25 protein-coding genes are annotated in these 20,261 nt (G+C 63.9%); 5 read left to right on the top strand and 20 right to left on the bottom strand.

Features of this window, described 5'->3' with window-relative positions; translation table 11 throughout:
• Together VGN72_10750 and VGN72_10745 are read right to left on the bottom strand one after the other, a co-directional pair.
• The coding region (locus VGN72_10750; GenBank protein HEV7299834.1) for a DNRLRE domain-containing protein at positions 1-858 on the bottom strand (858 nt) is incomplete at its 3' end.
• A gap of 268 nt (positions 859-1,126) precedes the next feature.
• The gene (locus VGN72_10745; GenBank protein HEV7299833.1) at positions 1,127-1,399 is read right to left on the bottom strand and encodes a hypothetical protein; all 273 of its coding nucleotides are present in this window, start codon (positions 1,397-1,399) and stop codon (positions 1,127-1,129) included.
• A gap of 168 nt (positions 1,400-1,567) precedes the next feature.
• Between VGN72_10745 and VGN72_10740 the strand changes: the two genes are divergently transcribed.
• Entirely contained in the window at positions 1,568-1,882 is a 315-nt protein-coding gene (locus VGN72_10740) for a hypothetical protein (GenBank protein HEV7299832.1), read from the top strand.
• A 221-nt stretch (positions 1,883-2,103) separates the two neighbouring features.
• Complete coding sequence (locus VGN72_10735) at positions 2,104-2,895, top strand: Dam family site-specific DNA-(adenine-N6)-methyltransferase (GenBank protein ID HEV7299831.1); 792 nt, start codon at positions 2,104-2,106, stop codon at positions 2,893-2,895.
• Between the two features lie 3 nt (positions 2,896-2,898).
• Here the strand turns inward: VGN72_10735 and VGN72_10730 are convergent, their stop codons facing one another.
• The 8 genes from VGN72_10730 to VGN72_10695 form a co-directional block, all read right to left on the bottom strand.
• The gene (locus tag VGN72_10730) at positions 2,899-3,552 is read right to left on the bottom strand and encodes a non-canonical purine NTP pyrophosphatase (GenBank protein HEV7299830.1); all 654 of its coding nucleotides are present in this window, start codon (positions 3,550-3,552) and stop codon (positions 2,899-2,901) included.
• A 4-nt stretch (positions 3,553-3,556) separates the two neighbouring features.
• Positions 3,557-4,390, bottom strand: a complete 834-nt coding sequence (locus VGN72_10725) for an SIR2 family protein (GenBank protein HEV7299829.1) — start codon at positions 4,388-4,390, stop codon at positions 3,557-3,559.
• 2 nt (positions 4,391-4,392) lie between these two features.
• Positions 4,393-5,007, bottom strand: coding sequence for a class I SAM-dependent methyltransferase (locus VGN72_10720; protein HEV7299828.1), 615 nt, complete (start codon positions 5,005-5,007; stop codon positions 4,393-4,395).
• Positions 5,008-6,501, bottom strand: coding sequence for an HTH domain-containing protein (locus VGN72_10715; protein ID HEV7299827.1), 1,494 nt, complete (start codon positions 6,499-6,501; stop codon positions 5,008-5,010).
• A 403-nt stretch (positions 6,502-6,904) separates the two neighbouring features.
• The gene (locus VGN72_10710; GenBank protein ID HEV7299826.1) at positions 6,905-7,636 is read right to left on the bottom strand and encodes a hypothetical protein; all 732 of its coding nucleotides are present in this window, start codon (positions 7,634-7,636) and stop codon (positions 6,905-6,907) included.
• Positions 7,637-7,756: 120 nt separating this feature from the next.
• On the bottom strand, positions 7,757-8,560 hold the full coding sequence (locus VGN72_10705) for a hypothetical protein (GenBank protein ID HEV7299825.1): 804 nt from the start codon (positions 8,558-8,560) through the stop codon (positions 7,757-7,759).
• Between the two features lie 4 nt (positions 8,561-8,564).
• Positions 8,565-8,864 carry a hypothetical protein gene (locus VGN72_10700; protein HEV7299824.1) on the bottom strand — a complete coding sequence of 100 codons (300 nt, stop codon included), beginning with the start codon at positions 8,862-8,864 and terminating at the stop codon, positions 8,565-8,567.
• Entirely contained in the window at positions 8,861-9,325 is a 465-nt protein-coding gene (locus VGN72_10695) for a hypothetical protein (GenBank protein HEV7299823.1), read from the bottom strand. The genes VGN72_10700 and VGN72_10695 overlap by 4 nt, the downstream gene beginning before the upstream one ends.
• A gap of 118 nt (positions 9,326-9,443) precedes the next feature.
• Between VGN72_10695 and VGN72_10690 the strand changes: the two genes are divergently transcribed.
• Genes VGN72_10690 through VGN72_10680 form a run of 3 tightly spaced genes read left to right on the top strand, consistent with a single transcriptional unit; the run spans position 9,444 to position 10,631 of the window.
• Positions 9,444-10,028, top strand: a complete 585-nt coding sequence (locus VGN72_10690; GenBank protein HEV7299822.1) for an HTH domain-containing protein — start codon at positions 9,444-9,446, stop codon at positions 10,026-10,028.
• Between the two features lie 3 nt (positions 10,029-10,031).
• Complete coding sequence (locus VGN72_10685) at positions 10,032-10,412, top strand: hypothetical protein (GenBank protein HEV7299821.1); 381 nt, start codon at positions 10,032-10,034, stop codon at positions 10,410-10,412.
• Between the two features lie 3 nt (positions 10,413-10,415).
• Positions 10,416-10,631 carry a hypothetical protein gene (locus VGN72_10680; GenBank protein HEV7299820.1) on the top strand — a complete coding sequence of 72 codons (216 nt, stop codon included), beginning with the start codon at positions 10,416-10,418 and terminating at the stop codon, positions 10,629-10,631.
• 5 nt (positions 10,632-10,636) lie between these two features.
• Here VGN72_10680 and VGN72_10675 read toward each other — a convergent pair whose 3' ends face one another.
• The 10 genes from VGN72_10675 to VGN72_10630 form a co-directional block, all read right to left on the bottom strand.
• Complete coding sequence (locus VGN72_10675) at positions 10,637-11,893, bottom strand: DNA methyltransferase (protein HEV7299819.1); 1,257 nt, start codon at positions 11,891-11,893, stop codon at positions 10,637-10,639.
• Between the two features lie 257 nt (positions 11,894-12,150).
• Positions 12,151-13,389, bottom strand: coding sequence for an AAA family ATPase (locus VGN72_10670; GenBank protein ID HEV7299818.1), 1,239 nt, complete (start codon positions 13,387-13,389; stop codon positions 12,151-12,153).
• Complete coding sequence (locus VGN72_10665; GenBank protein ID HEV7299817.1) at positions 13,386-14,702, bottom strand: DNA-primase RepB domain-containing protein; 1,317 nt, start codon at positions 14,700-14,702, stop codon at positions 13,386-13,388. The genes VGN72_10670 and VGN72_10665 overlap by 4 nt, the downstream gene beginning before the upstream one ends.
• Positions 14,699-14,995 (bottom strand): hypothetical protein, encoded by a 297-nt coding sequence (locus VGN72_10660; GenBank protein HEV7299816.1) that lies wholly within the window; start codon positions 14,993-14,995, stop codon positions 14,699-14,701. Before VGN72_10660 ends, VGN72_10665 begins: the two co-directional genes overlap by 4 nt.
• On the bottom strand, positions 14,992-15,594 hold the full coding sequence (locus VGN72_10655; GenBank protein HEV7299815.1) for a sigma-70 family RNA polymerase sigma factor: 603 nt from the start codon (positions 15,592-15,594) through the stop codon (positions 14,992-14,994). The genes VGN72_10660 and VGN72_10655 overlap by 4 nt, the downstream gene beginning before the upstream one ends.
• Before the next feature lie 176 nt (positions 15,595-15,770).
• Positions 15,771-16,115 carry a hypothetical protein gene (locus VGN72_10650; GenBank protein ID HEV7299814.1) on the bottom strand — a complete coding sequence of 115 codons (345 nt, stop codon included), beginning with the start codon at positions 16,113-16,115 and terminating at the stop codon, positions 15,771-15,773.
• A gap of 190 nt (positions 16,116-16,305) precedes the next feature.
• Positions 16,306-17,448, bottom strand: coding sequence for a hypothetical protein (locus VGN72_10645; protein ID HEV7299813.1), 1,143 nt, complete (start codon positions 17,446-17,448; stop codon positions 16,306-16,308).
• Between the two features lie 378 nt (positions 17,449-17,826).
• A complete protein-coding gene (locus VGN72_10640; protein ID HEV7299812.1) occupies positions 17,827-18,225 on the bottom strand; it encodes a hypothetical protein in 399 nt (132 codons plus the stop codon).
• Positions 18,222-19,763: a recombinase family protein gene (locus VGN72_10635; GenBank protein HEV7299811.1), complete on the bottom strand. Its 1,542-nt coding sequence runs from the start codon at positions 19,761-19,763 to the stop codon at positions 18,222-18,224. The genes VGN72_10640 and VGN72_10635 overlap by 4 nt, the downstream gene beginning before the upstream one ends.
• On the bottom strand, positions 19,760-20,242 hold the full coding sequence (locus tag VGN72_10630) for a DUF2924 domain-containing protein (protein ID HEV7299810.1): 483 nt from the start codon (positions 20,240-20,242) through the stop codon (positions 19,760-19,762). The genes VGN72_10635 and VGN72_10630 overlap by 4 nt, the downstream gene beginning before the upstream one ends.
• Positions 20,243-20,261 lie beyond the last annotated feature (19 nt).

The raw sequence follows: 20,261 nt of genomic DNA, 5'->3' as shown, positions 1-20,261 counted from the left end.
GACGCGGTAGTGGTACGTCATCGCCGGGCTCAGCCCCGTGTCGCTGTAGCTCGTCGCGCCGGCCGCGGTCGTGGCGAGCGTGACGGTGCCGCTGCCGGCCGGGAACGAGCTGCTGGTGCTGCGCTGGACCTTGAAGCCGGTTTCGTTCGACGAGGCGTCGGTCCAGCTGAGGTTGACCTGCGACGACGAGACGGCGCTGGCGGCGAGGTTGGTGGGGACCGCTGGCTCGTTAGCGACGACGACGAGCTCGGGCTTGTTGCTCGTCGCCTCGCGGCTGTTGAACCGCGGCAGGCGGTTGCTCCAGTTCGGCGCGCGCACCTCCAGGCTCACCGACGTGTCCCCTGCGGCCTTCTTGGCCGCGACTAGGCCGGTCACGTTGAACGTGTACCAGCCGGGGACGCTGCTGCTCACCGTCTCCTCGTCGAGCTCAGCGGTCTTGGCGGAGATGGGCTCCATGAGGTTCCACGTGATCCCCATCTCGGTCCACGTGTTGTTGCGGGCCTCGTAGACGTTGACGTTGACGTTTTCCTGTGCCCCGTCGTAGTAGCTGCCGTACAGACGCAGCGTCGCGCTGTCGACGGCCGAGAGGGCGGCCAAGTCGAAACGAAGGTAGGTGTGGCGGTTGGCACCGGAGTTGGTGGCGCCGGTCTTGGCCAGCAGATCGACGGAGGGGCCGTTGTTGGCGTTGGCCGAGCCGCCGTCCTGCACGAACGCGTCGGCGATCGGGTTGAGCGTCGTCGTGCTCAGCAGCACGCGCTTCTCCAGCGGCTGGAGCTCGAAGATGTTCTGCTTGATGTTGCGGCGACGCGTGCGCGCGGACCGTGACCGACCGATTCCGAGGATCGTGCGAATGTTCATCTAATTGTGCCTTGAAATGATGCTGCTGCCCACCCGAACACGACCCCCCGGCGAGATCGCTACGACCGATAGGCTATCACCATATTCCGGATTAACAAGTGGAGCGTCCTGTATTTGCTCCGATACACTTCCCGGCTGAGCATCACGCCCGACGTCCCAGCCGGGTTCACCGACAGCGTTGCGACACGGGCTGCTCGGACATCAGCGGGTCACCAACGACAAAGGGCCGCCCGCACCGGACGGCCCTCTACTCCTCCGCACCACCCCCTCACGCCGCCCGCCCCTCCTCCAGCTCCACCAGCGTCTCCCACAGCGCTGCCCTCAAACATGAATCGCACATCTGCATGTGCACCCCCGCCACGATCGTGCCCGCCGTCACGCCGCCGCAGGAATCGCAGTGCGTCTGGCGGTACTCCTGCTCGGCGAGCAGGTCTTGGCTTACGTCGAAGTCACGGCGGCCGGGATGGAAGCGGCAGGTCGGGACGAACGCGTCGTTGAACGGGTCGTGTGCGGACGGGGACTCTTCGGTATGCTCTGGCATGTCGTCGCTCCTTCATAAGCGATGGCCACGGCCTCGGGTGGTGGAACACCGCGAGGCCATTTGTTTGCGCGTCGCACAGTACGAGGCGCTGGGGACACAGTGTGGGATGTGGGGGGAGACAGCAAGTCGATTTGGGTCTCAATAGCCGCGATCCGGAAAGGTCAGCCGATGGCGGAGTTCTGGTCAGCGTTCATCGCCAAGTTCAGGGGCGGCGGTCGCGCGCGCAGCATCGGCGACCACCTTGCGACACCCGGCTCGTCGCTGGAGCAAGCGTTGCTCGACATCTTCAGTGACGGCGAGGAGGCGGACGCTCGCGAGATCGCAGAGGAGTGCACGCTACGCAGCTGCCGCACGATAGGGCACGGACAGATGTACTCCCCCCTCGACCGGCTGGAACGCCGCGGCGCCGTGACCGCGCGGCTAGGCGCCGACGACGCTGGTCGGCCCGGACACCGTCACAAGTTCTACCGGTTGACGCGGTAAAAGCGGGTAGGGGCGGCGAGTTGAATTGATGCACTACGTTCGTGCACGCTTATTCGTATGCGTGGTTCCGCAGCATCGATCGCTCCGTAGGGCTATTGCAAGTCCGCCCAAACGCTCGAAGTCTTATCTGATAGGCGGATTGGCAATCAGCGGGGCTGCGTATAAAGTGCTCCGGACCACGGATGAGACCAGCCCAATCTAATTCATTAGCAGATCCTGTCTTGCCCTTTCTGAAATGGCCCGGGGGTAAGCGGTGGCTGGCCAAAACGATCGCTGAAATCATCGGCGAGCCCTCGGGCACCTATTACGAACCGTTCCTCGGTGGCGGCGCTGTCTTCTTTCACTTGCGCCCTGCGAAGGCGGTACTGTCCGATCGTAACGGCGAGCTAATCGGCGTTTACCGTCAGATCAAATCGAATCTTGAGGATGTGCTGGACGCAATGCGCGGTTTGCGCCCGTCAAGGTCTCGATTTAGTCTGTTCCGCGCTGCAGATCCGCCGGGCGCTCTCGAACGGGCAGTACGTTTTCTGTACTTGAACAGGACGGCTTTTAACGGGATGTACCGCGTTAACCAAAAAGGTGAATTCAACGTGCCCTACGGCTGTAAGCCCGGGACCACGGTGCTCAATCGCCCGCTACTCCGCGCGGCCGCGGAGGCGCTCCAAGCGGCAACGCTTTTGCACTCAAAGTTCGAGCATCAGGTTGCGAAAGCGGGAAAAGGTGATGTCGTATACTGCGATCCACCCTACACGGTAAAGCACGATAACAACGGCTTTGTCCGATATAACGAGTCCATTTTCTCTTGGGACGATCAGGTGCGACTTGCGGAGGATTGCCGTGCGGCTGCGAGACGTGGGGCTCGTGTTATCGTGAGCAATGCGCGCCACGAACCCGTCAGGAAATTATATAGCGATTTCACCGCCCGGATCGTTCACCGTAACAGCATGGTCAGCGGCTCGGTGGAAGGTCGGGGAAGTGTCGCAGAGTATCTCTTCCTGTCTAAAAATTTCTGATATCTATTGGCGCCACAGAGCCCCAACGGAGTGAGTCTCGAGGTAGCTGAGAAGCCCCAGCATCGCCTTAGTGGACTGCGACAGTTTTGTGACTTTGTATCGGAGACCTAAGGCGGGGTCGTCATTGATTTCGGCGTACGTCTTTGTCCCAAGAGTCCCGTCAGGATCATCTGGTACAAATACCGTGTCCCAGTAAAAAGTTCGGCTGCCCCTCGGCCCATCCGCGATCTTTCCCGTCGTCTCCCCCGTAAAGGTACGCGTATTCATTCCATCGCAGTAAGCAATCACAGCGCGGGCTGTTGCCGGCCGATTGGCAGAAGCAGTTTCTTTCACGAAGTCTTGACCGAGTGTGTTCCACATCGGCTTCGTCAGCCCCCCCGGGTACCAAACTGCCCTATAATTCTCGAAGATTAACCCTGCATGTTCAACGATGCAGGGGATTCGGAATTTGGAGTAGGCGGCGCGGACCTCAGCGCGGACCATCTGCTCGATGTTGACTTCCAGCGTCTCAGGAATGGGCTCCTTTCGAAAATCGAACTCGAAATTGCCCTTCACCGGCGATCCGCTGGGTAGCGTGCAATGTTCGACGATGAGCTTGCACTCTTCTTCCTTGAAATTGGAGGTCGTCACGTACACGACCGTAATAGGACTCGCCATGGGATTAACTCCTCATCTCATTTAGCAACTGGGCCATCTCTTCTGTACGGTTTTTCCCGCTGATCGGAATCACCCTTATTCGTCGCGCCTCGAACAACTCATACTCAAAGTCTGACGGATCTGAGACTGCGATGTATGCCCTGTCCCCACCCAAGGAATTGGGCTGCTCCCAATGTTGATCCGTGAAAAGCCGAAACAAATATGACACGTTCGGGTCGCGGAAACTGTACCCGATGAAGAGAACGACTCGACCTAGCAAATCCGCCCTAAGGCGATGATCCATTGGCGTGGACAAAGCCAGCCGTTTCTCATAATCCGATTCCGTTAAGACGATCTGCGATGGGTGGTCAAGGTCACCGTGAAACTTGACAATCTCGCAAGTACGCTCGATTCCCATCTCGGCTTCGAACGCGACCACGGAATGCGGTCGCTTGTGCAACGCAAAGACGCGCTCCAAGAAGTTGTCGAAGTTCGTCGTGTAGAAGAATCGGCACTTATCGAGGGCAACCAGTTCGCGAAGGATTGGCGCATTTCGAAGGGCATCATCAGGTGGGTCCATGTACTTGCCGAGCCAGTTTGTGAGCTTCGCAGTTTCCTGATTGTTCTTCCTCTTGAAGTATTCCAATATCTGGAGGTCAGCGCCGCGCACACGAGCTAATGACGGGTGCTCGAATCCGAGCAGGTGTGCGGCTTGAGCAACCAAGTCCTCCCAGGATGGTCCCTTTCTGTTTACGCCATATGAGTCGGACCACGAAACGGACATGGACGAACCAGCGCCGATGAATGGAAGTATCCGCTCCTCACGGTAGCGCCAACGCAACTCGACTGGACAGATCACGTTCACACCTCCTTCCGGGCTATGAGGCGCGTCATCGAGTGCTTGTGTGGCAAGTTGTTGTGAGGGTGAGTCTCATGCAGGTCGGTATCCGAGTGATGGATCATGCTCCAACCTGCGTACAACGTTTCGAAAAAAACGTGAGGGAGCAATACCGGCGAGAAACCAGGATGTGCGTGCAACTCTTGATGGCGATGATTGAACGTACAGACCACGTGGAGGCCGCCTCGCCGTGTGCAGCGCATCAAGCGGTGCGCCAAATCCACGACTTCTCGCTGATTTTGAAGGCAGTGAAACAGTCCATATGCGATGACGATGTCGTACGAGTCGTGGGAAATCGGTAACTGTCTCGCGTCTGCGATCTGCCATTCGATATTCGAGCGGTCAGGCCACAGCATCCGGGCGTGCTCTAAGGCCGTTTCGGACACGTCGAACGCATCAACGGAAGCACCTAGCCCTGCCAGAAACGCGGCATTCTTCCCCTCGCCACATCCAGCATCTAGGACGCGCAGCCCCGCAAAGTCGCCCACAATGTCCCGTAAACGCAGGATCAGACTTCCGGGCTGGGTGCCCCAGAAGCAGCTGCACTTTTTGTAGCCTTCGTCGTAGCCTCCATCCATTTAGACCTGCTCTTTCATGACTGTCTCCATGAGGTCGCAGATCGCCTGCTGATACTCGGCTCGCCCGATCCAATTATAAAGCACCGCGTCGGCTACTGAAATCATGCCTGCAACGTCCCGCTCGACCTCTGCGTTCCGACGTTCAAGGAACTCGAAAATGGAAAGCCGTGGTTGTTCGCGTGCCCGGTAGAACTTGTACGCCAGATCGGGCAGGGTGTGGACATAGAGCACGCCTATTTGAAGGTTTCCCGCCAATTGTTGAAGGCAGTTAAGAGTCGTGCGCTGGCGTATTCCATCGATAAGTACTTTTCCCGATGAAACCTTCTGTACTCTTGTCCAAATCGCGTCAGCGAGGCGCTGTGGACCATCGGCACGTTTTATGAATTCCCCTGCCTTTTGTTGAAACCTGTCCCGTCCGTATTCTCCGACTGGAGGGATGCCGAGGATTTCGGCGACAATCCTTCCTGAGTTAATTTCTTCGTAGTCAAACTCGCGTGTGATCAAGCGGGTGGCTTCAGATTTTCCGCTCCCAACCTCACCCAGGACACAGAGCAGATGCGGGGGGCGGAGGGGCACACGCCGAACAATGCGGTGCTGAGGAACTGCGTGAGCGATCTGAGGGAAGTATTCGCGGAGACAAAGCTGTGACCAATACTCGAAGTCCCAAATCGGCACCGTCCCGGAATTTGGACTCAGCCACCGGAGCTGCGTGATCGACTTCTCGCCACGCTCAGGTTTGGCCCACGCGCGATCATTGCTCACCTCGTACGTGAAAAGAAAGGCGAGGTGGCGTTGACCGACCAGCGATGAGTCGTCATTTAGGAGGCCGACCAGCTTTAGACCCTTGCCGACCTTCAGACGTTCGATGTCCTTCGCCGGCAGTCGGAGTTCCTCGAACAATTCTCGACTCGCGCTTCGGACGACCCCCATGTCAGAAAGGCTGAAAAGGTCAACGTCAGTCTTTGAAACATGGCCACCGAACCCGATGCAGTGGGCTCCACGCAGGAAGTCCTCGACGCGATTATAGCTGCCGCGTTTGAAGGCCAGAACCCGCCCGCGCCGCGTGATCATGACGTAAGTCAGGACCTGCTTGTGATCATTATCGCTTTCGGCGCGGAGACGGTCGATGTGGAATGACACGTCCGGTTTTAGTATGCGGGCCTGGAGCCGGTGAAAGTTCCGACTAATACCTTGAAATCGATCGCGCGTACGCAATAGCGCGCTCGGGAACACCAGTACCTGCTCGGTAGACTCTGGCTTCTGTTGAGGGGGTGCCTCGTACACATCGCCCGGCACCAGCCGACGCAAGAAAAACTGGTTGGGGCCGGTCCTAACAAACGTCGAGTTCTTCCCCTTCCGCCGGACGTGTACCGACAGCTTCGACTTCATTGTCTGCCAAGGCGTCTTTCCCGCCCTACGGTCAGAAAAGAGCCTGCGCGTCAACCCGAGCTGGACCAATTCCCTCGGTCGCATCGGGCGCTGCTCGTGCAGCATTAGGGCTTCGGCAACTCGCAGAAACTCACTCATTTCGGCCTCGTGCGAGGAGGGCTTCGGCCTCCAAATACGATGAACATCCACTTGAGTGAAGGATAAAGCTTATCCCCGCCATCGAGAGCAACGTGACTTCCGATTGCGAGAGAACCCAGAGCGTTGCCACCTTCCCCTCAAAAACCCTGATCATGGAGGGTGTCGACATGGGTGAGTCCTAAGCTTCACCTACATCGTTCATTCGTATGATCCTGCATTTGTACAGCAGCACATGACTGATGACTAGGACGCACAGTAGCGGGCTGCGAAACGTTTACCCATTTTCGCGCAAGCCGCATCACCACGTTCGCCAGCTTCAGATCCCCGCATACTGCACCCGATGTCGCCCGCCGCTTGAAGTCCAAATGGATTATCTTCCGGAAGGTAACGTTGTTGCACCCCTAAGCACCTCGTCAGGTATCCCCTTCGCCAACATGAAAAGCGTTCCGAAAACCAGGATCATCAGGATTACCTGTCCCCACCAGCGACCGAAACAGGTCATGACCGTCAGAAACGTGTCCATCCGATTGGCTCCGAGTTCCGCGCGGACTAACGGCCATTGAGCGTAGATTGAGATCAGAGCGCAGACGGTGATCACCGTGTTCTGTCCCGATTGCATCCCTGCGACACCTAGCAGCAGGATAAGCATCAGCGCGTAGTACGCCGGAGCCAGCACGACGCACTCGATCGCGAACAGCCGCTTAAGTGCGTCTTTGCCATGCGGCCTCGGGCTCGCCTTCAGAATCGTCCGGGCACACTTCATTGGTCCTGCCGCCAAAAAGAACGCGACAGCGAATAAACGGACTGGCCAAGGTTGTGAAGCGATCGGCTCTAGCCACGGATACCGTACTGCGGCAGGGCCTAGCCAATGGTCGGCGAACATAAAGAATGGCACGACGACCACGAGCACCCAGAACAGCAACGCCGGCATCGTGTTGTCCGCGCGGGCCTGATCGGGGTAGCGAAACTCGTGGTCGACTTGTCGCCAGATTGCCCACGGCTTGAACACGGCTCGCCAGAACGTCGACCATGCTGCCCGTGGCCATTGCGCCACTTCAAATACTAGGTCGGCCGTCGACTGCACAATACTTATCGCTTCCATAGCACCTCCCTACCTCGCCGGGGGATGAGGGCGAGAAGCCGAGATGCTAGATGAACCCCACCCGCGCACAAGTGTAATTCGACCGGGTATTGATAACGCACTTGGAGTACCAGCCACCCCTCACCCAAACCTCTTCCCCCACGCCCGTTCCAGATCGGCCGCATACTCCGCCTGCTTGTCCTCCCGTGCCCGCACCTCCGGGTACGTCGCCGTCAGTTCCTTGACCAGCTCCGCCACCGGCGGGCAGTGCGCCCGCATCGCCGTGTCCCCGTCCACGCCCACCTTCGCCTGGCAGAACGCGTCCCACGCCGCCCACACGCCTAATGCGTCGCCCGTCACGCGGCGGATCACCGGGACGTACAGGCCGGTGATGCGTCGCTGCGCCACCGCGACCCACCGCTGGGGTGCTTTCCATCGGTCGATCACCTCCATCTCCTCGACCGTCGGCTCACGGCCCGGCACCCGGTCCGCGTCATCGTCCTCGTCATTGTCATCGTCATCGTCCTGCTCCGGGTAGAAACCATCCACCGCCGGCTGCACCGCGTCGTGGCCCTCCACCCCGTCCCTGTCCACGTCCGGCCTTGGCAGTTCGGGCATGTCGTTGCCGAGGCGCCATCCGTCCATGAACGACAGCTCGGCCGCCATCGCGTGCTGGTCGGTCAGGAACGGGAGGACCTCGTTGAACGACTGCATCATGCGGATCTTGCCGTACATCACGCGCAGGTCCGCCGCGGCGATGGTGGCCAGGTCCCAGATGAACTCGCGCGGCTCGTGGAAGGCCAGGTCGCCCATGCGGTAGGTCTTGTCCGGGCAGGTCGCCCGCAGCTTCCGCGCCTCGGGCCAATCCTCGCGGGCCATGGCTTCGAGCAGCAGCGACAGCCGCTCGGTCGGCGTGAACTGGTCGTACATCGCATCGACGGGCATGACGTTACCTCCGCTTCTGTTCCTGTTTCCGCTGTTCCTTCGCCCGCAGCTTCAACACGCGTTCGACGGCTTCCAACCGATCGTGCACGTCGCGGCTGTCCATGGCCCGCAGAGCGACGGCTGACAGCCCGACCAGCGTCCGGGCCTTCTCGGTGGGGTCTGCACCGACATCGCCCCGTACCGCCCCCGCTTGCTCGGCCAGAATGTTCAGCACGTCGGCGGGCGTATCCAGCGGCACGGGCGACGGTGGCGCCTGCCGACGCCTGAGCAGCTCGAGGTTCTCCACGCGTCGCACAAGGTTCACGTCTGGTCCTCCAATGCACGTTGGCCCGGATGCGGCTGCAGCGCCTGCTCCAGCACCTCGACCCGCACCGCCAAGTCGTCGAGCTCGATCCCCTCCCGGCCGAACTTCAGCAGCACCGCGGCAGCAGCGACCTTGGCGTTGGCACTGGCGCCGGCGTCGTTCATCACCTTGACCAGCGTGGCGACGGCCACCGGCGCGTAACGCTGGGTGAGGCCGATCGCCTGACCGAAGGCTTCGCGGCGGGCGTCGAGCAGCGCGGCCCGGAAGCGGGGACGGTGCATCCACTTGTGGACGGCACGCCGGGATGCCCCCGCTGCCAGCGCCACCTGCGTGATCGTCTGCCCCTGCAGCAGCGCGTCGATGGCCCGCCCCTGCCGAGCCGACAGCCCCGCGTAGACCGGCTCCTCGTCGGTGCCCACCGGTGCGCTGGAAGCGGGACCCTTAGCACGTTGCTGGGCCACAGGTCCCCCACTTCCACAAGTGGATTAATGACTTGATGTGTCCCGCCACCCATGGACACATGGTCCCACGCGGGGCCGGGATGGCCGGCCCCTTCAGGAGTTCAATGTAGGAGCGAACATGACGAAGGACCAGGTACAAGTGGGCGAAGCGTACGAGGCGAAGGTCGGCAGCCGGTGGGTAGGGGTGACCATCCTCGGCCCGGCCAAGACCGGGTGGAACGCCGTCAGCGACATGGGCAAGCCCGTGCGGGTCAAGGACGTGCGCCACCTGCGCCCGGCGGCTGCGGAACCCGAGGCCCCGCAGCGCGCGCCAGAGGCCCAACGCGAGGCGATCGCGCCCGTAGGCGACCCTGAGCCCGCCGAGGTCGCACCACGCGCAAAACGGCCCGCAAAGGCGAAGGCGACGGCAGCGGTGGCAACGCCGGCTAAAGAGGCTAAGAAGCCCGAAGAGACGACCGCGAAGCCTGCGGGCAAGCTGACCTGCCTCGACGCGGCCGCGCAGGTCCTTCAACAGGCCGACGAGCCCCTGCAGTGCAAGACGATGGTGGCCCGGATGCAGGAACAGGGCCTGTGGACGACCGCAGCCCCCACGCCCGCCGCGACCTTGTACAGCGCGATCCTGCGGGAGATCACCGTCAAGGGCGACAGCAGCCGCTTCAAGAAGACCGACCGCGGCCACTTCGCCCTCAACGGGGGGAACTGAGCGATGACCAGCCACACTCGCCAGCGCCTCGTCCGCTACGCCCTCGTCGACGACCACCTGGTCCGCACGGTCGCCAGCGGCGGGCGCACCTACGTCCACCGCTGCGACCGGGCCAGCTTCGAGGCCGTCGCCCACGCCCTGGCCGAGACGCCGGCGACCGGTGAGGGTACGACGATGGAGCGCATCGCCCGGGCCGAGCGGCTGGCCCACACCCGCGTGAACGTCGCGCTGGAGTTCTGCAAGGACCGGGGCATCGTCGACGTGCGGCACCGGCGCTGCTATCCGGCCGGCGGCAGCGACCCCTACCTCGACGCGATGATCGAGTTCACCGCGCTGGCCGAGCAGGGGCACCAGCAACTCACACCCCCTTCGAAAGGAACCTGACCGATGCGCTACACGATCGACTTTGTCGACGACCTGATGTGCCTGATCGATGACGATGGCGATGGGCACGATGCCTTCCTCCTCGGCGCAGCTCAACCCGATGCCGCGCGTCAGCAGTTGGCCGCGTGGGCCAAGACGTACCCGCTCGACCTGCCGCGACAGCTGGACCGGCTCGAGCAGCAGCTGCGGGACATGACCGAGGAGGAGGTTGAGCGGTAACGTAGTCATCGCCCCACCCCCTCGACCACCCCGGCCTCGGCTGGGGTGTTGTCGGTCATGGGCGGTTGCTTCTTCCCCTTGCCGTCTACTCGGCTCGCCCGCTTGCCGGTGAACGCCTCCCAGCGCTGCACGATCACGTCCACGTACCCCGGGCTGATCTCCATCCCGCAGCACCGCCGCCCCAACTGCTCGGCCGCCATCACCGTGGTCCCGCTGCCGAGGAACGGGTCGTACACCGCGTCTTCCTTCCCACCATGGTTCCTCACCGGCCGCGCCATGCATTCCACCGGCTTCTGCGTCCCGTGGACGGTATCGCCCGTATCGTCCCGTTGGGCGATGTCCCAGACGGTCGACTGACTACGGTCCCCGCACCACTTCGCTGACCCGCCCTCCCGTACCGCGTACCAGCACGGCTCGTGCCCCCAGTGGTACGCACCGCGCCCGATCACGAACCGCGGCTTCCGCCAGATGATCTGCGCCCGCACGCCGAAGCCCGCCGCCTGTAGATTTGCACTCACCTCTGACGCATGCACCCCCGCGTGCCAGACGTAGGCGACGTGGCCGGGGAAGAGCCGGTAGGCGTCCGTCCAGTCGACGCGGTCGTCGTTCTGTACTTTCCCGGTCCTCGACGATTCGTTGAGCCCCGCCTGATGACGCCACTCGGGGTTGTAGCTGACGCCGTAGGGTGGGTCGGTCACCATCAGGAACGGCACGGCGCCGTCGAGCAGCCGTTCCACGTCCTTGACCACCGTGCTGTCCCCGCACAGCACGCGGTGGTCGCCCAGCGTCCACAGGTCGCCGGGCTGGGTCACCGGTTCGGCCGGGACGGGTGGGACGTCGTCGGGGTCGGTCAGGCCGTCTTTACCCTCCCCCACCAGCAGCCGGTCCAACTCCGCGGGGTCGAAGCCGAGGAGGCCGAGATCCACGTCCATTGCCTGCAAGCCCTGCAGTTCGGCTGGGAGCAGCAGCTTGTCCCATTCCGCCAGCTCGTTCGTGGCGTTGTCGGCGATGCGGTATGCCCGCGCTTGGGCGGGCGTCAGGTCAGCGGCGACGTGGACGGGCACCATCGCAAGGCCCAGCTTCCGCGCCGCCTTCCAGCGCGTGTGGCCGACGACGATCACGTCCTCGGCGTCGACGACAATCGGCTGCCTAAACCCGAACGCCTTCAACGACGCAGCGACCGCGTCCACGGCGCCGTCGTTGACGCGCGGGTTGTGCTCGTAGGGCGTGATCGACTCGGTCGGGCGGAGGGTGATGTCCATGGTGTGCGTCTCCTGCGTATCGTACGTCCCTGCGTCTTGCGAGCATAGTAAAAACAGCTATTTGTTCGGCGGATTGTCGGCCCGGATGGAGAGTGGGTACATGGTCGCCATGACGGTCCGGCCGCGCCCGCTTCGCCTTCGGCCGGGATGCAGTGTGGCTTCCGTTGCGCACACGCGCACATGGCCAGCCCCCCAGGTGCGGCTTGCCCGCACACTGGGGGGTGTGGGGGGGATTCGTGTGTGTGTGTATATGACCTTCATGCTGCCACATCCGGGCCTCCTGCGGTCTCCGTCACCGGCTGCTCGCGGTTGGCCAGGTACACGGTCTTGGTCCCTGCGAACGACCATCGCCACGCTTTGCCCTCGGCGATCGACAGGGCGATCAGGTCGTCGACCTGCCGGTGCTTCAGTCCCTTGGCACGCGCCTTGGCGGCGACCACCTTCTGTTCCTGCGGCGCGTCGGTCACGAAGTCTTTGACGAATCGTTCGACGGTCCACGGTTCCTCCTTGGGCTTGTCCGGCGTCACGTCGGGCGGCGCCTTGGCCTCCTTGCGCGGCCGCGACCGCCGCAGCAGCGTCGGGTCCTCGCCCGGCGCCGTCCGCCACAGCGGGAAGTCCCACCGCAGGCAGACCGCCTCGATCGGCTTCCACGACCGCACCGCCGCGTCCAGCACGACGACGCCGTCGTTCTCGTGGTGCCGCAATATCAGGTGCGTGTCGGTCGCCCGCGACTGGGCCCCCGCCCCGGCCCCGACGTCCGTCACCGACTTGTCCGACTGCACCCCCTTGCTGGAATGGTGCACGAGCACGAACGACGCCCCGGTCTGCTCGGCGAAGGCGTCGATCAGGTTGTAGACGCTCGCCATCGTCCCGTTGTCGTTCTCGTCGCTGTCGGCCGGCATGAACCGGTAGAACGCGTCGCAGATGATCAGCGCGAAGTGGCCCGGCGGCACGCTGGCGAAGTACCCCCGCAGCTGCTGCCAGTCCCGCAGCTGCCCGCGCATCGGCTGGACGATCAGGTCGTGCTCGTAGCGGTCGCGCGGCAGGCACATCGCGTCGGCGACGATCTTGACGCGTTTGGCCAGCGTCTCGCGGTGCAGCTCGTTGTCCAGCAGCAGCACGCGGCCCCTCGCCACCCGGTAGAGTCCGAAGATCGGGGTGCCGGTGACGATGCACAGCGCGATGTGCAGCGTCAGCCAGCTCTTGCCGATCTTCGGGGCGCTGATGACGTTCATCGTCTCGCCGCGACGCAGCAGTCCGTCGATGACCATCGCGCGCAGGTCCGGACAGGCGTCCATCAACTGTCCAATCCCGATCCCGCTGAACTTCAGGGGCGGCGGCGGTGGCGACCGATCGGTCGGTCCGGCCCGCGCTCGCAGGTCCTCGGCGGCATCCCGCATCCAGGCCGAGCGGTCGGCATCGTCGTCGTCCTCACCCCAGTCTTGGCCGGGGTGACCGTCTCTGGCGTATTGGCCATTGGTGCTGGCGGCGCTCATCGTTTGCCTCCGGTCAGGTTGCGGGCCGAGGCGACGGTCAGCAGCTGGGCGGCGATGCGGTCGATCTGCGGCCCGTAGCCGGTGTGGCGGGCGATCGTGCCCCGGAGCAGGGCCAGGCACGCGTCCTGGTCCGGGGTTTCGCAGAGGGCGACCCGAAGCACCTCGGCGTCGGGGCTGTCGGCCATGCGGTCGATCACGTCGGCGTCGGGCACCCCCTTGTGGGCGATGCCCAGCAGCACGGCCGCCGCCCGCACGGCGCCGCTGTGGTCGCTCGGGTGCGCCAGCTTCTGGAAGACGTCGAACGCGTCACAGCAGCCGCACTTGATGCCCTTGCCGAACTTGCCGTCGTTGAGGGGGTCGGCGGTGCTGAAGTGAATGGAACGCCGGCGCCCGTCGCCGCAGGTGACGACGTGGCCGTTGGTCTTGTTGCTCGATCCGGGCCGGATGAACGTCGCGTTACCGCGACCCTTGCCGCCGGGGGCGAACAGGTAGCCATGGGCCTCCAGCACGTCCCGCACGTCGTGGACCTCGTTAAAGCGGTCGATGACTCTGGCGGTCTCGTCGCTGAGCCCCGCGGCACGCTTTGCGGCCATCTTCGCCTTCGCCGCTTCGGCTGCTTCAGCGTGTCGTTGGGCGTCCGCAATCTCGTTAAGCCGGGCCTGGGCGACGGCCTCGGCCATCAGCAGGTCGAAGGCCGAGCCGTTGGAGTACATCAGGCCGGGCGTCACCTCGATTAACACCGATCGGGCGACGGGCTCCTTCCAGTTGGTGAAGCCGGGCAACCGGGCGATCCGGGCCGAGTCGCTGACGCTGGGGTCGGTCCCCGTCATCGTCACCAGCATGTCCAACGCGAGCGTGCGCACGTAGAGCTCGCGCATCTCCTCGGCCAGGCGCCACCAGAACCAGAAGCCGTGGCCGCTGTCGACGATCGCGCTCGGGGGCGGCAGGGGCATCCGCTCCCCGTCGTGCTCGATCAGGACCTGGGCCAGCATCGCGCGGACCGCGGCGAGGTCGCGGGTGTGATCGATGTCGAGGACGAATGAACGGCTGAGGGTCACGCCGGCGGCGTTGCGCTGGCCGTGGCCAGTGCGCGGGTTGACGCCGACGTAGACGTTCAGGCCCGACGCGTTGTCGGCCAGCAGGGACGGGACGGCGGCGGGCAGCTTGGCGGCCGTCGTCCATCGGGAGGCCAACGTGCCCTTGCGCGTGGGCAGGCGGCGGACCTCGAGGACGTCGTCGCGCTCGTACATCGCCTCGGCGAACGCGGCGACCTGGGCTCGCGTCGAAGCGTTGGTCATGTCGATCGGGCTCATCGTTCCCCCCCTTCCACGTGGAGCGTCACGCGCTGGACCCGCACGGCGGCGTTGCCGAACTCGCGCCGGACGTAGCCGGCGAAGACGGTGGCGAGCGCCCGGCCCGTGTCGACCGTCGTGTCGATCAGGCACGAGCGTGACGCATGGTCGACCGTGCTGACCGTCTCGATCGCCACGCGGTCCTCGTCGTGCAGGCTTTCCACCGCCAGGCGGGCCAGACGAAGCGTGGTTTCCACCTCGTCCATCGGGACGAGCGGGTCGGTGATGATGAAGTTGATGTTGGTCGTGGTCATGCTGCGGCTCCTTTTGTTGCGGTCTCCCCTACGGGTGAACTACCGGGTTGGCCGAAGGAAGGGGTGGAGTTCTGAGATTTTTCGAAGTGCGGATTGAGTTCTTTTACGGTGATGGCGACGTGCCGCAGTCGCCCGCGCACTTGGTCGCGCGGCAGTCCGAGTTGCTCGCCGATCGCACGGACGGTGTGGCGCTCCATCCGAAGGTCGGCAACGTGGCGCACCTCGGCCGGCATCCGGGCCATCGCGTCCCGCACGTCGATCGCCAGGTCCACCCGCTGCGGCGTGGTGCGACGGTCGGTCAGCCAGTCCTGGTCCCACGGCGCCGGCTGCACGGTCCGCCGGTAGCCGCGTTTGCGGGCCTCCTGTCGCTCGATCAACTGCAGGATGCGGTGCTTGGCGATCACGCTGACGAACGCCGCACGTTTGCCGCGTATGGGGTTGAATCGGTGCGTGCACTGGCAGACGCGCATCGCGACTTCCTGCTGGAAGTCCTCAAGGTCGTCACGGCGGAACCGGTGGGCGAACCGGCACGACATCTGTTTAATGACCGCCGCGTCGGCGGTCGTGTATCTCGGGTCATCAACGGAACGTGGTCTCAAGCGAACCTCCCCCGGCTGCGGGGAGGCACGTTGCGATGAACGACGACAAGGAATGCACGTGAACCGGCCAACGAAGGCAGTCGAGTGCGCGCCATAAGTCGGCGATCACCACAACGGCCTCCGCGAGCGCGGCCGGCTACGTGTCTGTGACTAGTTGGTAAGAAGGACCGGTCGGCCTACGCCGCTTGGTGTTCCTGCTCGACCTCGAACGCGTTGGTCGGCAGGCCGACGGCGACCTTCACGGTCACGCGGGTGCCGTCGGGGATCACGCGCAGGTTCTCCAGCAGGACCAGCTGCTCGTTGCGGAGGATGAAGTCGGCGCGGAGCACCTGCGGCATGGGGCGGACATCTTCACCGCCAGCGCGGAGCTTGACGGTGCGGACGACGCGGTAACCGCTCATGGGATGAGCGCTACCGGCGCGGACGGTGAAGCTGATGCGGCCGAAGCCCAGTTGCTGGAGCTGGCGGATCAGCCACTGGTCGGGGGCGGACAGGGCGACGTAACGGGTGGGGACGGACATGGGGGACCTCCTGAGGAGGAGCCGAGCCCAATTTGCGTTGGGCTTGCGCACCGGCGTCGCGATGACGTTCCGATACCCCTTGTCGTTTGTCCAGCCCGCGCTGGACCATGTGGATGTGCAAGTCATGGTCTCGACGCGGGTTCGGCATCGGCCCGTTCGCACCAGTCCAATCTTCGGACTGGATTCTGGACTAGGCGGATTGGCGACCGGACCCGCGCGTGGGGTCGATCTGCTGCATTTGGTTGGTCCATTCCTTGGGCTTGCGCTCCTTCCGGGGCAGCAGGCCGGCCTTTCGGGCTCGCCCCAGCCGCTTGAACACGGTCGAACGCCCGCAGTCGAACTCCTTCCCCAATTGCTCAGCGATCTGCTCAACGGTGGTGTAAGCGGCGTCGCGCGCCAGCACGAGGTAGCGTTCGGCCATCTGCGCGATCGGGTCGGGCGGCGTCAGTGGTGGCGGCGGAGACGGCGGAGTTTGAGGCGCGGGTGGACCAGCGATCGCCGGTGCAACGATGGGATCGTCAAGCCGATCGTTGGCCACCGCCCGCCAGCGATGCAGGTGCGGGATCAGGCTCCGGGCCCGCCACTCCTGGTACTCGCTGGCCGGCCGCTGTTCCCAGAGTTCCAGCTTCGCCCCGAAGATCGCCATGCCGTTAATGTCGTACAGGGTGCAGCTGACGTCCGTGAACACGACCGGCGGCTTCGGGAAGCCGGCGCCCGTCGACAGGCCCGCCGCCTCGCGCATGTCGTTCTCGAAGTACGTGCCTTCGGCGCGCGGGCGGGCGAGCTCGGGGATCGCCAGCATCGCGAGCGTGCGGTCCAGCAGCCGGACAAGGGCGCGGAGCGCCGCCTGATCGTGGTGCACGGCCGTTCGGTCGGCGCGAGGGTCAGGCTGATTCCGCTCCTCGCGGTTCCACTCCTCCAGATCAATAAGTGGTGGAATGCCGTAGAGCAGCTTCCCAACCGGGAGCACCCGTGGCCATTTCGCGGTCCGCTGCTCCCGTAGATGCTCAGCGTCGACCCCGGCTCCGATTACTAAACTGTACCCGCGGTTTGCCTCCACCATGTACTTGTGTCGAGCGTCATCGCGAGCCTGATAAGCTCGCTCGCGGACCGCCATCACGAACTGCTTGATCTGGTCCGTCTTCTCGATCATGTCCCGAAGGCTTGCGACCCATCCCAAGTGGTCGCTCAGCATGGCGAATTCGTGTTTTGCGACGATGCGGATGTAGTGGATGCACGGGCGGAGATCGTTGGCCGAGTCGTGCTGCTCGGTACACAACTCGAGGCGTCGTTGGCCAAACTTGGCCCTGATGTCCTTGCGAACCGTTTCCATCGCCGGATCGGCTGGCCCAGTAATGGGCGAAAATACATAATTCGCAGCAGAAGACCCTTCGGTGGCCTTCTCGATTAGTTCAGCCCGGTCGTACAAGACCCGGAGGGCATAAAGGCTGCTTGTGCATGTGGAACACACGAATGAGAAATTGCAGCAATAAGCGGGGCACTTCATGGCAATCCGTTAGAAAAGGTGGCAGGGCCAAGCTGCCGATGGTCTTTACAATTAACCGGGCGACCGCCTCTCGGGGCGTATGTTAGGGTAACACCCTAACATGTCATTGTGAAGATGAGCGGAAGATTCACGACATCCGGGTCTCGGACTGCAATAGCAATTGGTCGGTGTCGAGTGCAGTAGCTTCAGTCCGCCAGAGAGGAGTCAGAACTTTGCATGAACCAGCCGCCCCCACATTTCCCTCTGCCGCCCCCACTCCGCCACCGCCGCGATCGGCCGCACCTGCCACTCCTTCACCGGCTCCCGGCCTCCCGTAACGGTCGGCAGGAACAGCAGTTCCTCCTGGATGTCCGGCGCGAGGTTGAGCAGGTTCATCACTTGGCTGATGCGGGCGCGCGTCACGTGCCCCAGCCGGGCGAGATCGGCGTAGTCCTGAACCTCACCTGCCCGCAGCAGCCCGTCGAACCTTATCGCCAGCGCCATCAGGCGTGAGACCCGCGGGATGTGGCCGAGCGGCACTGCCGGCTTGGTGCCGACGACCATCTGCTTGCGGCCGTGCCGTGCGCCGCTGAAATGAACGGGACATTGGACGGTGATGCTCATGCGACCTCCTGTAATGGCGTGGCCAGTTGCTTGATGCCGCCGGGGCGGAACGTGAGAGAGATGGAACCCTTGGCCGCGTCGTAGTCGACCCGCTCAATGAGCAGCTGCACCAGCCGGGCTTGCTCCCGGGGAGCGAGGGCAGACCACGTGGGGCCGAACTGGGCAAGCGCTGAGGCGACCTCGTGGTCCTCCACCAGCGTTTTGGACAGCGTCTCGAACTCCGATCGCACGGCGGAGGTGCGCTGCTCGACCTCGCGGAGGCGCTCCTGCGCCGCGGCCAGTTCCCCCGTCCTTTGCGGCAGCCCGATGAGCCGCCGCACCGTCGCGTGGTCCTGCTTCGCCGCTTTTTCCAGCCGCTTGTCTTCGGCCTTCAGTTCCGCCAGCCGCCCCTCGACCTGTGCCCGCGCCGCCTTCACCGTCTCGGCCACCACCGCGGGGTCGCTGCCGATGCTCCGGATCTGCTCCACCACAAAGCGCTCAATCTCCGCCGCGGGCACCGACTTGCTCGGGCAGGTGTCCCACCCGCGCTTGTGGGCGTTGAGGCAGATGTAGTAGCGGTACCTTTTGGTCCCCTTGGCGGTGTACGTGTGCCCCATCGAGCAGTCGCAGGGCGAGCATCGCAGAAGGCCCTTGAGGATGGCGCCGTAGCGGTTCCGCACCGCCGCCCCGCCCGTCTTGCCATTCCTGCTGAGGACCGCCTGCACCTTTTGGTAGGTCTCCTCATCCACGATAGCGGCGTGTTCCCCCGGGTGGACCTCGTCCTTGTACCGCACCTTCCCCACGTACACCGGGTTAGTGAGCAGCTGGTGCAGCGTTGACTTGTTGAACGGCTGGCCACCCCGCGGCGTGCCGTCCCGGCCGACCCACGCCTTCGTCGTCCACCCGAGTGCGGTGATCGCCGTGACGGCCGGGATCAGGGCCCGGTTCTCCAGGTAGGTCGAGAAGATCCGCCGCACCTGCTCGGCCTCCGTCTCGTTCACCACCAGCTTGGGCCCCTGCGGGCTCCGCAGCACGTCGTAGCCGAGCACGGGGCGGCCGCCGGCGAACTTCCCCTTCCTCCGGGCGGCGGCGATCTTGTCCCGGGTGCGCTCGCTGATGATCTCCCGCTCGAACTGGGCGAAGGAGAGCAGGACGTTGAGGGTCAGCCGGCCCATGGAATGCGTCGTGTTGAAGTGCTGGGTCACCGACACGAACGCCACCTTGTGGCGGTCGAACACCTCCATGAGCTTGGCGAAGTCGAGCAGCGACCGGGACAGGCGATCCACCTTGTAGACGATCACGCAGTCGACGAGCCCCGCCTCGATGTCCTTCATCAGGCGTTGCACCGCCGGACGTTCGAGGTTGCCGCCGGTGAACCCGCCGTCGTCGTAACGGTCGGGCAGGCAGACCCACCCCTCGGCCCGCTGGCTGGCGATGTACGCCTCGGCACTCTCGCGTTGGGCGTCGAGCGTGTTGAACGCCTGCTGCAGTCCTTCCTCGGTGCTCTTGCGGGTGTAGATGGCGCAGCGGATTAACTTCTGTGGTGGTAGCTGCTTCATTTGCTGTCTCCTTGCTGTAAGAGGTTGAAGAACCCGTAGCCGTTCCAGTGGCTGCCGGTCACGGCCTTGGCGACGGCACTGAGGGAGCGGTAGACAGTGCCGTCCCACTCGAAGCCCTTGGGCAGGACGGTGACCTGGATCAGCCGGCCCTGGTACTGGCGCGTCAGCACGGCGCCGGGCATGGGCAGCCGGCGGTTCATCAGTGGGGCCGGGAGCGTCACCGTTTGCGCCACAGCGGGCGTGCGCGGCACGGTGGTGCGAAGGTCGGCGTCACGGGCAATCTCGGCCGCCCGCGCCTTCGCCCGCTCGCTGAGGCCCCCTTCCGCCAGCGACTGGACCCGCCAGCTGATGCGCTTGATCAGGAAGTCCTTGTTGCCCGACCTAGACGGTTCGCCGAACACGTCGGCGTACTTCTGGCGAAGCTGCTTGGGGCTCAGGTGCTGGAGCGCCGCCAGTTCGGCCTTCACGTTGGTACTCATGCTGTAACTCCTTCTCTCT

It is taken from the genome of Tepidisphaeraceae bacterium (assembly GCA_035998445.1).
GTDB lineage: Bacteria > Planctomycetota > Phycisphaerae > Tepidisphaerales > Tepidisphaeraceae > DASYHQ01.
This window is presented reverse-complemented; position numbering and strand designations above follow the sequence as displayed.